The 11,763-nt window shown below is 67.6% G+C and carries 11 protein-coding genes; 5 read left to right on the forward strand and 6 right to left on the reverse strand.

Annotation, left to right across the window (positions count from 1 at the left end; translation table 11 throughout):
- The 3 genes from MFF42_RS01580 to MFF42_RS01590 form a co-directional block, all read left to right on the forward strand.
- Window positions 1-1,437: D-alanyl-D-alanine carboxypeptidase family protein (locus MFF42_RS01580; RefSeq protein WP_238253987.1), on the forward strand; the 1,437-nt coding region annotated here is incomplete at its 5' end.
- Window positions 1,438-1,499: 62 nt separating this feature from the next.
- A complete protein-coding gene (locus tag MFF42_RS01585) occupies window positions 1,500-2,615 on the forward strand; it encodes a CobW family GTP-binding protein (RefSeq protein ID WP_238253989.1) in 1,116 nt (371 codons plus the stop codon).
- 242 nt (window positions 2,616-2,857) lie between these two features.
- Window positions 2,858-3,145, forward strand: coding sequence for a GIY-YIG nuclease family protein (locus MFF42_RS01590; protein ID WP_238253991.1), 288 nt, complete (start codon window positions 2,858-2,860; stop codon window positions 3,143-3,145).
- A 140-nt stretch (window positions 3,146-3,285) separates the two neighbouring features.
- Here MFF42_RS01590 and MFF42_RS01595 read toward each other — a convergent pair whose 3' ends face one another.
- The 5 genes from MFF42_RS01595 to MFF42_RS01615 all read right to left on the reverse strand — a co-directional run bounded on the left by MFF42_RS01595 (window position 3,286) and on the right by MFF42_RS01615 (window position 7,397).
- Window positions 3,286-3,609, reverse strand: a complete 324-nt coding sequence (locus tag MFF42_RS01595) for an HPr family phosphocarrier protein (protein WP_238253993.1) — start codon at window positions 3,607-3,609, stop codon at window positions 3,286-3,288.
- A 131-nt stretch (window positions 3,610-3,740) separates the two neighbouring features.
- Window positions 3,741-4,142: a PTS sugar transporter subunit IIA gene (locus MFF42_RS01600; protein ID WP_003606016.1), complete on the reverse strand. Its 402-nt coding sequence runs from the start codon at window positions 4,140-4,142 to the stop codon at window positions 3,741-3,743.
- A gap of 126 nt (window positions 4,143-4,268) precedes the next feature.
- On the reverse strand, window positions 4,269-4,808 hold the full coding sequence (locus MFF42_RS01605) for an HPr kinase/phosphorylase (RefSeq protein ID WP_238253995.1): 540 nt from the start codon (window positions 4,806-4,808) through the stop codon (window positions 4,269-4,271).
- A complete protein-coding gene (locus MFF42_RS01610) occupies window positions 4,805-6,655 on the reverse strand; it encodes a sensor histidine kinase (protein WP_238253996.1) in 1,851 nt (616 codons plus the stop codon). Before MFF42_RS01610 ends, MFF42_RS01605 begins: the two co-directional genes overlap by 4 nt.
- 28 nt (window positions 6,656-6,683) lie before the next feature.
- Complete coding sequence (locus tag MFF42_RS01615) at window positions 6,684-7,397, reverse strand: response regulator transcription factor (protein WP_183436753.1); 714 nt, start codon at window positions 7,395-7,397, stop codon at window positions 6,684-6,686.
- 308 nt (window positions 7,398-7,705) lie between these two features.
- Between MFF42_RS01615 and MFF42_RS01620 the strand changes: the two genes are divergently transcribed.
- Both MFF42_RS01620 and lepA read left to right on the forward strand, forming a co-directional pair.
- On the forward strand, window positions 7,706-8,503 hold the full coding sequence (locus MFF42_RS01620; RefSeq protein ID WP_238253998.1) for a HugZ family pyridoxamine 5'-phosphate oxidase: 798 nt from the start codon (window positions 7,706-7,708) through the stop codon (window positions 8,501-8,503).
- Between the two features lie 159 nt (window positions 8,504-8,662).
- Complete coding sequence (gene lepA, locus MFF42_RS01625; RefSeq protein WP_238254006.1) at window positions 8,663-10,468, forward strand: translation elongation factor 4; 1,806 nt, start codon at window positions 8,663-8,665, stop codon at window positions 10,466-10,468.
- Between the two features lie 43 nt (window positions 10,469-10,511).
- Here lepA and MFF42_RS01630 read toward each other — a convergent pair whose 3' ends face one another.
- Window positions 10,512-11,366: a S1 family peptidase gene (locus tag MFF42_RS01630; protein ID WP_238254007.1), complete on the reverse strand. Its 855-nt coding sequence runs from the start codon at window positions 11,364-11,366 to the stop codon at window positions 10,512-10,514.
- Between the last annotated feature and the right edge of the window lie 397 nt (window positions 11,367-11,763).

The raw sequence follows: 11,763 nt of genomic DNA on the forward strand, positions 1-11,763 counted from the left end.
TCGGCATCGGCGACGAGGATCGGCGCCGATGCCGAAACCGGCAAGGTGATCTACAGCCAGGGCGCGACCGACCCCTGGTATCCGGCCTCCGTCACCAAGCTGATGACGACCTACGTCGCCCTCGACATGGTGCGCCAGGGCAAGGTCTCCCTCGACACGCTGCTGACGATCTCGGCCGCAGCCGCCGCCGAGCCGCCCTCGAAGATGGGCTTCAAGCCGGGCACGCAGATCACCCTCGACAACGCCCTCAAGATCATCATGGTCAAGTCGGCCAACGACGTGTCATGGGCGATCGGCGAAGGGCTCGCCGGCTCCGTCGAGGGCTTCGCCGACATGATGAACGAGACCGCGCACCGGATCGGCATGCGCGAGAGCCGCTGGTACAACCCGAACGGCCTGCCCGAGCCGCGGCAGTGGACGAGCGCCCGCGACATGGCGATCCTCGCCCGCGCGCTGATGCGCGACTTCCCCAACCAGCAGGGCCTGTTCTCGATCTCGGCGATCCAGTTCGGCCGGGCGGTGATGGCCAACCACAACGGCCTGCTCGGGCGCTATCCCGGGGCCGACGGGATGAAGACCGGCTTCATCTGCTCGGGCGGCTTCAACGTGGTGGCGACCGCGACCCGCGGGGGCCGGCGCATCATCGCGGTGGTGATGGGCCAGCCGAGCGCCCGCGAGCGCGATATCAAGGCCGCCGACCTGTTCGATTACGGCTTCGCCCAGTCGGCGGGCTGGACCGCGCCGACGCTCGAATCGCTGCCGCCCTCCGGCATCGCCGCCCCGCCGGACATGCGGCCCTACATCTGCGACAAGCGCAAGCCGATGCCGGTGGACGAGGGTCCCGGTGCCCTGACCGCGAGCGGCCCCGGCGCCGACAGCGCGACGACCCGGCTCCTCGGCTCGGCCACGCCCGACGCCTCGAACCTCGCCTTCGCCGCGCTCAGCAACGCCAATGTCCGCGGCCGCACCCTGCCGCCGCGGGCGCCGCTGCAGCCGATCCCGGTCTGGATCGGCAGCAGCCCGACGGAAGGCGCGATGGCGCTCGCCCGCGAGGAGCAGGAGGCGCAGGCCGCCAAGCAGGCGGCCCGGCAGGCCGCCCTCGAGACCGCCCAGCGCAAGCGCGCCGAGGCCAAGGCCGCCAAGGACGCGGCCCGGGAGGCCGCCAAGCAGGCCGCCTCGGAGAAGGCCGCCAAGGCCCGCGCCGCCGCAGTGACGGCGCCCAAGCCCGCCACGAAGACCGCCGGCAAGGACAAGGGGATGCCGGCCGCGACCAGCGCCTACACCGCGGTCGAGTCCGAGCCGAAGGCCGCCAAGCCCGCGGCGAAGGCGGCGCACAAGCCGGCGGCGAAGAAGCCCGAGGCCAAGTCTGACGCGAAGCCGGACGCCAAGCCCGCCGCGAAGAAGGCGGACAAGAAGGCGAAGAACGGCGAGTCGTAAGGGGTTTTCGCGGGCGGCCGGCACCGTCATATCGGTGCCGAGCCACAGACTGCGATCCCACGATGTCCCACCCCGAACAACCCGGCCGCCCCGAGCCGATCCCCCTCACCGTGCTCACGGGCTTCCTCGGCGCGGGCAAGACCACGCTGCTGAACCGCCTGCTCGGCGATCCGGCGCTCGCCGACACGGTGGTGATCGTCAACGAGTTCGGCGAGGTCGGGCTCGACCACCTGCTGATCGAGACGGTCGACGAGGGGATGATCCTGCTCGGGGCCGGATGCCTGTGCTGCACCGTGCGCGGCGACCTGATCTCGACCCTCGAAGACCTTCTGCGCCGCCGCGACAACGGCCGCATCAACCCGTTCCGCCGGGTGGTGATCGAGACCACGGGGCTGGCCGACCCGGCACCGATCCTCCATGCGCTGATCTATCACCCCTACCTGGCGATCCGCTTCCAGTTGCAGGGGGTGGTGACCGTGATCGACGCGGTCAACGGCGCCGGCACCCTCGACGCGCATCCCGAGGCCCTGCGGCAGGCGGCGGTGGCCGACCATCTCGTGGTGACCAAGGCCGATCTCCCCGGCGCCGGGGCCGAGGCGCTCACCCGGCGGCTCGCCGCACTCAATCCCGGCGCGCGGATCCACGGACCCGACGTGCCGGCGGAGCACCTGCTCGGCGGCTTGTTCGGCCTCGACGGCCGGGGGGCGAGCAAGGGCGAGGACGTGCGGGCGTGGCTCGGCGCCGAGGGGCACGATCACGACCACGGTCATCACCATGGCCACGCCCACCATCACGACGTGAACCGGCACGACGCGGCGATCCGCGCCTTCCACCTGACCAGCGACGCGCCGGTCCCGCGCCCGGCCTTCGAGATGTTTCTTGACCTCCTGCGCTCGGCGCACGGGCCGAAGCTGCTGCGCCTCAAGGGTCTCGTGGCGCTCGCCGACGATCCCGAGCGCCCGGTCGTGGTGCACGGCGTGCAGCACGTCGTCCACGCGCCGGTGACGCTGCCGGCCTGGCCCGACGCGGATCGCCGCTCGCGGCTGGTGCTGATCGTGCGCGACCTCGACCCGGCCTTCGTCCGCCGGATCTGGGACGCCTTCCTGGGCAAGCCGGCCGTGGACACGCCGGACCGGGCGGCGCTGACCGACAATCCGCTGGCGATTCCGGGCGGGTAGTCTGCGCTCGCGCCCATCCTGGCGAAGCCTCAAGCCTTTGCGCCGATGTATGGATGATCGAGACCTAGCAACCTCTTCCGGCTCACGTCGCGCCCTGGATTGCTTCGGCTCCGCCTCGCAATGACGAAGATGACGACCCGTGCCGTCATTGCGAGCGAAGCGAAGCAATCCAGGACCGCGACGTCAGCCGATTTGATCGCTAGGATTGTGCCCGGCATTGGCCCTATTCCGAGGCGCGATCGATGCGGCAGCCGGTCGTCTACATCATGGCGAGCGCCCGCAATGGGACGCTCTATACCGGCGTCACCGCGAACCTTCCGCGCCGTGCCCATGAGCATCGGGAAGGCTTGATGAAGGGCTTTACGGCCCGCTACGACTGCAAGCTTCTCGTCTGGTACGAGGCGTACGAGACGATCATCGAAGCCATTGCACGCGAGAAGCAGATCAAGGCGGGATCACGAAGCAGGAAGCTGGCCCTGATCGAGCGCCTGAACCCCGATTGGCGCGACCTCTATCCCGATCTCGCCTGATACGGTTTCCGGTTGATCGCTTCGGTGTCTTCGCCGTCATTGCGAGGCTCAGCGAAAGCAATCCAGGGCGCGCCCGATCCGGACAGGTCGCGCGCTGGATCGCTTCGGCTCCGCCTCGCGATGACGGGAGAAACCGGGGACTACTCGTCCTCGCCGAACCGGTCGGCGAGCAGGGCCTCGATCGCGTCGAGGGCGGCGCCCGCGTCGTCGCCCACGGCGACCACGGCGATGGTGGTGCCCTTGGCCGCACCGAGGGTCAGCAGGCCCATGATCGAGCGCCCGCCGACGGTCTCGCCGCCGCGGGTCACCGTGACGGCGGCGGCGAAGCGCTCCACCGTCTGCACGAACTTGGCCGAGGCGCGGGCGTGCAGGCCGCGGCGGTTGATGATCGGCAAGACCCGGACGAGGCCGCCCTCGGGCACCTCCGGCTGCGGCTCGACCTCGCCGTCCACGCTCTCTCCCATCGGCCCTGGCACTCCCTCCCCGCTCGTCCGGTACGGACCGGCGACGCGTCGATGCGCGCCGTCCGGATGCGGGACGACGTGGTTAAGCCGGGAGCGGGGCGAAGAAAAGGCGGTGCGGGCGGGCGACCGGGCTACTTACCCGCAAGAACCCGCGAGGCGACGTTGATGTACTTGCGGCCCGCCTCCTGCGCGTGGAGGACCGCGTCGCCGAGGCTCTCGGCCTCGCGCACGCTGGCGAGCTTGATCAGCATCGGCAGATTGATTCCGGCGACCACCTCGACCTGGCCGCCGTTCATACACGACAGGGCGAGGTTCGACGGCGTGCCGCCGAACATGTCGGTGAGCACCACGACGCCCTGACCGGAGTTGACCCGACCGACCGCGGACATGATGTCGCCGCGGCGCAGTTCCATGTCGTCCTCCGGGCCGATCGTGATCGTCTCGACCTGCTTCTGAGGGCCGACGACATGCTCCAGAGCGGCCTTGAACTCGGTCGCCAACAGCCCGTGGGTGACGAGCACCATTCCAATCATCGAAGCGTGTTCCAACGCCCTGTGAGCGGAGACGCCATCTTGTGCAGCGCAAGGTGAAGCGCAAGCGGGTCGCGTCGCTTTTGACCAACGCAACGTCGCTACCATGACACGGAGGTGGCAGCCGCGCTACACATCGCGGGCGCCGCCGGGCACGAGAGCGGCCGGGTGCGTCCGCATTGCCACGCCGGCCTGCAACGCCTCGCGAATCAGGTATTCGCGCGGATGACGCGGTTCAAGGGCGAGGCGCGGGACTGCGACGCCGAGGAGCAGGGCCGACGCGGCGCTGTCGGGCAGGCGTTCGGGAAAGCGCTCGGCCTCGGGGACGAGATCGACCACGAGCCGCAGCACGGCGGCCGGCGCGTGGGTCGCGAGACGGCGGATGCCAAGGCCGCGGATCTCGATCAGCCCGGCGAGCGCCGGGTGCGGCCGGGCGACGAGGCGGCCGTGATGCGCCTCCAGCCGGACGCGGTCGTCGCCGACGAGGCGGGCGTGGCGCCCCTCCAGGAAGAAGCGGTCGAGCAGCGCGAGGCAGAGCGCGGACTTGCCCGATCCGGACGGGCCCCGGATCAGGACGCCGGCCTCGTCGAGGAGCACGCAGCTCGCGTGAACGGTCTCCTGCGCCGCCGCCTGCGTCGGCTCGCCCTCGGGAGCCGCCTCCCCGCTCATGCGGCGAGGTCGTCGTCGCCGTAGCGGTCGGCCCGGGGGGCCACGGGCAGGCGGACGATGAAGCGGGCGCCGCGCACCGTCGGATGCCCCTCCTCGTCGGCCGGGCCGGGGCGGTTCTCGGCGCGGATCGTGCCGCGATGGGCCTGGATGATCTGGCGGGAGATCGACAGGCCCAAGCCCGAATTCTGGCCAAAACCCTGTTCCGGCCGGTCGGTGTAGAAGCGCTCGAAGATCCGCTCCAGGGCGTGCTCGGGAATGCCGGGCCCCTCGTCCTCGACCACGAACTCGACCTCGTTCTTGAGGCGGCGCAGCGCCACCCGCACCTTGGCGCCGGGCGGCGAGAACGAGCGGGCGTTGTCGAGCAGGTTGTTGACGACCTGCCCCAACCGGCTGTCGTGGCCGATGATGCGGAACGGGTCCTCGATCTCGGCGCCGGGGCGCTCGACGTCGAACTGGATCAGCGCCGCGTTCCCGCGCCGCCGCTCGTTGGCGACCGAGGTCACGGTGGTCAGGAGCTTGCCGAGATCGACCCGGCGCGCCTCCGCGCGGGCGAGCTCCGCGTCGAGGCGCGAGGCGTCGGAGATGTCCGAGATCAGCCGGTCGAGGCGCTTCACGTCGTGCTGGATGATCTGCATCAGCCGGCCGCGCGACTCGTCGGTCTTGGCGAGCGGGAGCGTCTCGACGGCGCTGCGCAGGGATGTCAGTGGATTCTTCAATTCGTGGCTGACATCCGCGGCGAAACTCTCGATGGCGTCGAGGCGGCGGTAGAGCGCCTGGGTCATGTCGCGCAGCGCGCCGGAGAGGTGGCCGATCTCGTCGGTGCGGTTGGTGAAGTCGGGGATCTCCTGGCGCGACTTGATGCCCCGGCGCACCCGCTCGGCGGCATCCGCCAGGCGCCGCACCGGTCCGGCGATGGCGCCCGCGAGCAGGATCGACAGCACCAGCATCACGGCGGCGGCGACGAGGAACACCTGGAGCAGGCCGAAGCGCTCGGAGGCAATCACCCGGTCGATGTCGCCCCCCTGGGTCGAGACCATCAGCACGCCGCGCACCGAGCCCGCCCGCTGGATCGGCACCGCCACCGAGACGATGGTCTCGCCGCGCTCGTTGCGCCGGGAGATCGTACCGCGCGAGCCCTTCAGCGCCGCCTGGACCTCGCGGAAGGCGCGCCCGTCCTGCGGCCCCGCCTCCTCCTGGGCCGAGCGCTCGCTGACGACGAGGCCGAGGACGCGGGTGCCGATGAAGTCCCAGATCCGCTCCAGCACGTTGGGCTTGGGCGGCTTCACCGCGGTGTCGCTGCGGGCGATGTCGCCGCGGGCGTAGAGCGAGCGGGTGTCGAACAGCAGGCTCCCCTCGCGGTCGTAGACCCGGGCGCGGTTGCCGGTCGGCGTCACGAGGCGGCGCAGCAGGGGCGCGACCTTCTCGGGGTTGAGCGAGAAGGCGAGCGAGGCGGGGTCGTCCTCCAGGTCACGGCCCTCGCCGGCCTGCTGCTGCAGCAGCTTGTCCGGATCGACCCGGATCGCGTCGGTGTCGACGGAGGCCTGGGCGGCGATGGCGCCGGCGATGATGTCGCCCTGGATCAGCAGGCTCTGCACGCGGGCCTGGATCAGCCCCTGGCGGAACTGGTTCAGGTAGAGGAAGCCGAACAGCAGGACGATCAGCCCGACGAGGTTGAGCACCACGATGCGGCGCGTCAGGCTCGACGAGGCGCGCTGGCCGACCGCGTTCCAGAGGTCGCGCGGCCAGGTCAGCGGCGGGCGGGTGAGGGAGCCGACGAGCCGCGCGAGGACGCCGCGGCGGGCGTGAGCCTCATCGGAATCGGGCTGGCGGGACAGGGGGGCGAGCATCGACGGACGGGACCGCGGGAAAATCGCCTCAGCCCTCCTTGAAGCGGTAGCCGACGCCGTAGAGCGTCTCGATCATGTCGAAGCTCTGGTCCGTCACCTTGAACTTCTTGCGCAGCCGCTTGATGTGGCTGTCGATGGTGCGGTCGTCGACGTAGACCTGATCGTCGTAGGCCGCGTCCATCAGGGCGTTGCGGCTCTTCACGACGCCGGGGCGCTGGGCCAGCGCCTGGAGGATCAGGAACTCGGTGACGGTGAGCGTCACCGGCTCGCCCTTCCAGGTGCAGGTGTGGCGCTCGGGATCCATCATCAGCTGGCCGCGCTCCAGCGAGCGGGCGGCGGCGTCGGCCTCGCGGGCGGCGGCGCCGGGCGAGGCATCCTTCGGCGCGAAGCGGCGCAGCACCGCCTTGACCCGCTCGACCAGCAGGCGCTGCGAGAACGGCTTATGGATGAAGTCGTCCGCGCCCATCTTGAGGCCGAACAATTCGTCGATCTCCTCGTCCTTCGAGGTGAGGAAGATCACCGGAAGGTCCGATTTCTGCCGCAAGCGCCTGAGAAGCTCCATGCCATCCATGCGCGGCATCTTGATGTCGAAGATGGCGAGATCCGGCGGCGAGTGGCGCAACCCGTCCAGCGCCGAGGCGCCGTCGGTATAGGTCTGGATGCGGTAGCCCTCGGTCTCCAGCGCGATCGAGACGGAGGTCAGGATGTTGCGGTCGTCGTCGACGAGGGCGATCGTGGGCATGCAGTTTCCCTGACTTGACGGCGCGCGCGCCGCCCCTGGCGCGTCCTTATACGGGCCCGCGGCGGGTGTGCACGGCGCCCGCAAACCGGGGGCCGCCATCCGTCGCGGTGGGTCTCGTCCTTTACGACCATCGTTCGAAAAAAGCGAGCGGCCATCTAAGCTTGGCCTTATCGGCAGGCTCGGCGGAGGGCCCCGCGGGGGGAGGAAACAGGGCGGACAACGCGCCGCGCCCTTCCCGTCCGCCGGCTCTTCTGCCCCGGCCCCGCACCGCGCTATGCTCGGTCCCACAATTCGGGAGAACTGTTTCCATGGCCAACGAGGCGATGCCGTCCGCAGGGGAACGGCGCGGACCGGCCGAACCGCTGCCCGCATCGGAGGCGCCGTTCGACGCGATCGGGCTCGCGCGGCACCTGCTGCGCAGCGTGCGCTCGGGCGCGCTCGCCACGATCGACGCCGCCGACGGCACCCCCTTCGCCTCCCTCGTCACGATCGCCACCGACGGCGACGGCACGCCACTGATGCTGCTCTCGCGGCTCTCGGCGCACACGCGCAACCTCGACAAGGATCCGCGCGCCTCGCTGCTGTTCTCGGTGGGCGGCAAGGGCGATCCGCTGGCCCATCCGCGCCTGACGGTGACGGGCCGCGCCGCGCGCTCCGACGCGCCGCGGGTCCGCGAGCGCTTCCTGGCCCGCCACCCGAAGGCGAAGCTCTACGCCGACTTCCCCGATTTCGGCTTCTTCACCCTCGCGCCGAGCGCGGGCCATCTCAACGGAGGCTTCGCCAAGGCGGCGACCCTGACGCCGCAGGAACTGCTGCTCGACATGGCCGGCGCCGAGGCGGTGATGGCGGGCGAGCGCGGCGCCGTCGAGCACATGAACGCCGACCACGCCGACGCGCTCGCCCTCTACGCGGCGAGCGTCGGCGAGGCGGGCACCGGCTGGCGCCTCACCGGGCTCGACCCGGAGGGGCTCGACCTGATGGCCGGCGAGCGCACGGCGCGGGTGCCCTATCCCGAGCCGGTGCGCGACATGGGGAGCCTGCGCAAGACCCTGGTGGCGATGGCGGCCGCGGCACGGGCCGGGGAGGCGCCGCAACCGGAGGCCTGAGCGGTCGAGGAGCGGCGCTCGCGACGGGACCGCACAACCCGCGGCGCTGCCCCGCCTTGGCGCGCGTGCCCGCCGCTGCTATTCCCGCCCCGGCCAATCCCGACAGACCTGCCGTGCGCCGCGCCAGCCCGCAACGGGTTCGCCGTGCCGGAGACCCTGATGACCACCCGCACCATCGACAACATCCGCAACTTCTCCATCGTCGCGCATATCGACCACGGCAAGTCGACGCTCGCCGACCGGCTGATCCAGCAGACCGGCACCGTGGCCCTGCGCGACATGAGCGAGCAGATGCTCGACTCGATGGATATCGAGCGCGAGCGCGGCATCACCATCAAGGCCAACACCGTCCGCCTCGAATACAAGGCCGAGGACGGGCAGGACTACGTCCTCAACCTGATGGACACGCCCGGCCACGTCGACTTCGCCTACGAGGTCTCGCGCTCGCTCGCGGCCTGTGAAGGCTCGCTCCTCGTCGTCGATGCCAGCCAGGGCGTCGAGGCGCAGACGCTCGCCAACGTCTACCAGGCGCTCGACGCCAACCACGAGATCGTGCCCGTCCTCAACAAGGTCGATCTCCCGGCCGCCGAGCCCGACCGGGTGAAGGAGCAGATCGAGGAGGTGATCGGCCTCGACGCCTCCGAGGCCGTGCCGATCTCGGCCAAGACCGGCCTCAACATCGAGGCGGTGCTGGAGGCCATCGTCAAGCGCCTGCCCCCGCCCAAGGGCGACCGCGAGGCGCCGCTGAAGGCGCTGCTGGTCGATTCCTGGTACGACGTCTATCTCGGCGTCGTCGTGCTCGTGCGCATCGTCGACGGCGTGCTGAAAAAAGGCATGACCATCCGCATGATGGGGGCCGATGCCGCCTACGGCGTCGACCGCATCGGCGTGTTCCGCCCGAAGATGGCCGATATCGGCGAACTCGGACCCGGTGAGGTCGGCTTCTTCACCGGCTCGATCAAGGAGGTGGCCGACACCCGCGTCGGCGACACCATCACCGAGGACAAGCGCCAGACCACGCAGATGCTGCCGGGCTTCAAGGAGGTCCAGGCGGTGGTGTTCTGCGGCCTCTTCCCCGTGGACGCCGCCGACTTCGAGAACCTGCGCGGCGCCATGGGCAAGCTGCGCCTCAACGATGCGAGCTTCTCCTACGAGATGGAGACCTCGGCCGCGCTCGGCTTCGGCTTCCGCTGCGGATTCCTCGGCCTGCTCCACCTCGAGATCATCCAGGAGCGCCTGGAGCGCGAGTTCAACCTCGACCTGATCTCGACCGCGCCGTCGGTCGTCTACCGCCTGATGATGCGCGACGGCGAGCTCAAGGAACTGCACAACCCGGCCGACATGCCGGACCCGATGAAGATCGAGACCGTCGAGGAGCCGTGGATCCGCGCCACGATCCTCACCCCCGACGAGTATCTCGGCGGCGTCTTGAAGCTTTGCCAGGACCGGCGCGGCATCCAGATCGACCTCAACTACGTCGGCAAGCGGGCCATGGTCGTCTACGACCTGCCGCTCAACGAGGTGGTGTTCGATTTCTACGACCGGCTGAAGTCGATCTCGAAGGGCTACGCCTCATTCGACTACCACGTCTCCGACTACCGCGAGGGCGACCTCGTGAAGATGTCGATCCTCGTCAACGCCGAGCCGGTCGACGCCCTCTCGATGCTCGTCCACCGCTCGCGCGCCGAGAGCCGCGGCCGGGCGATGTGCGAGAAGCTGAAAGATCTGATCCCGCGCCACCTGTTCCAGATCCCGGTCCAGGCGGCGATCGGCGGCAAGATCATTGCCCGCGAGACCATCCGGGCGCTGTCCAAGGACGTGACCGCCAAGTGCTACGGCGGCGACATCTCGCGCAAGCGCAAGCTTCTGGACAAGCAGAAGGAAGGCAAGAAGCGCATGCGCCAGTTCGGGCGCGTGGAGATCCCGCAGGAGGCGTTCATCGCCGCCCTGAAGATGGACGATTGATGGAACAAAATCTGCGGGACGGATAACTCATTTGAAAGTACGCTTATGCGTCCCGTGCCTCCATTATCGTGTTTTGAATGGCGGACAATTTGAAAACGCGCCCCATAGATAGACTAATAGCATCTGGAGCATACCCCTCGCGCCCACAATAAATACCTACTAAGCGGAATTTCTGCTTCTCATAATCGCAAGCGCGCCTTTGGCCCGAAGGGGATACAAGGGTTGGTCCATTAAAAAGAACCGGGCTTCCTGACAGCCCACTGGCTCCTTGAGTATCTATAAGGAAAATCGGTCGATTATCCAATGCTAGATGTGGCTCACTAGCTATAGAAGCCCGCTTCCATATCGGAGCTCTATTCCCAGTTATATATTCAAGATTACCAGGATAACCAACTATGAATACATCAGAGCCAACCACAGGCAAATCATCATCTGCGCAAACACTTATCGGCTTGCCATCAGCATCTGCCTGAATTGCTACTTCAGACAAATCAATGGCAACAGGAACCAAACCTTCACCAGAAACCTTATCGGTTATATCGACAACCGCAATATCCCAATCAAACATTTGTCTCCAATTTCTATTTCTCGAACGGTCATATAGATCCAACAGGATAGACCTGTTTTCGAGATAGAAATTACTTCCATTTCTACCAATAATGTGGCAATTCGTGTTAATGAATTCAGACTTGCTATTCTCTAATTCTATAATTTCGTTTCCAGAAGCGCCAAGCAAAACATGTCTCGCTGTAATAAGATAGAAATCTCCGCCGAATTTCGCAATAAATCCGGTGCCAAATCCAATTCTAAAATTTCTTGCGTTCATAATCTCAATATAAACACTCGCAAAAGTTTCACGAGAGAATGCATCTATAGGCAAAACTTTGGAATCAAGCATATACGACCCCTTGGATTACGATCTACCTGCTATTCACCTGCAAGTCGCTTTTCGCCTGCGGCCGACCCGTCAACAAAAATCCAAACGAAAATAGATCCATTCTGACGATCACGGCCATACACGGCACTAACAACGCTCGAAAAAACCCGCCCACGGCGTCGGATCAGCGCACCTTTTTCATTTGTAAGAAACGAGTCTCGTCATACCCCGGTCAAGCCGCCACGGTAACGGCATAATTCGGGAGCTTCGGTTGCGCGCAAGCGACACGCCGAATCAACCGGCGCGCGGCGCGCCCGTCGTAGAATCGAGGCGCTGGGTCGAATCGGGATCGGACGACGATGGGCGGGGCGCACGAAGAGAACCTCACGCCGCATCGGCCGCGGCGTGAGGTTCTCTT

Origin of the sequence: Methylorubrum podarium, from assembly GCF_022179745.1 — a bacterium.
Classification (GTDB): Bacteria; Pseudomonadota; Alphaproteobacteria; order Rhizobiales; family Beijerinckiaceae; genus Methylobacterium; species Methylobacterium podarium.

Bases quoted from the DNA above. Each gene is read 5' to 3' on its own strand.
- lepA (WP_238254006.1), top strand. From the start codon at position 8,663: ATGACCACCCGCACCATCGACAACATCCGCAACTTCTCCATCGTCGCG.
- MFF42_RS01620 (WP_238253998.1), top strand. From the start codon at position 7,706: ATGGCCAACGAGGCGATGCCGTCCGCAGGGGAACGGCGCGGACCGGCC.
- MFF42_RS01615 (WP_183436753.1), bottom strand. From the start codon at position 7,397: ATGCCCACGATCGCCCTCGTCGACGACGACCGCAACATCCTGACCTCC.
- MFF42_RS01595 (WP_238253993.1), bottom strand. From the start codon at position 3,609: ATGGGAGAGAGCGTGGACGGCGAGGTCGAGCCGCAGCCGGAGGTGCCC.
- MFF42_RS01585 (WP_238253989.1), top strand. From the start codon at position 1,500: ATGTCCCACCCCGAACAACCCGGCCGCCCCGAGCCGATCCCCCTCACC.
- MFF42_RS01630 (WP_238254007.1), bottom strand. From the start codon at position 11,366: ATGCTTGATTCCAAAGTTTTGCCTATAGATGCATTCTCTCGTGAAACT.
- MFF42_RS01605 (WP_238253995.1), bottom strand. From the start codon at position 4,808: ATGAGCGGGGAGGCGGCTCCCGAGGGCGAGCCGACGCAGGCGGCGGCG.
- MFF42_RS01590 (WP_238253991.1), top strand. From the start codon at position 2,858: ATGCGGCAGCCGGTCGTCTACATCATGGCGAGCGCCCGCAATGGGACG.
- MFF42_RS01610 (WP_238253996.1), bottom strand. From the start codon at position 6,655: ATGCTCGCCCCCCTGTCCCGCCAGCCCGATTCCGATGAGGCTCACGCC.
- MFF42_RS01600 (WP_003606016.1), bottom strand. From the start codon at position 4,142: ATGATTGGAATGGTGCTCGTCACCCACGGGCTGTTGGCGACCGAGTTC.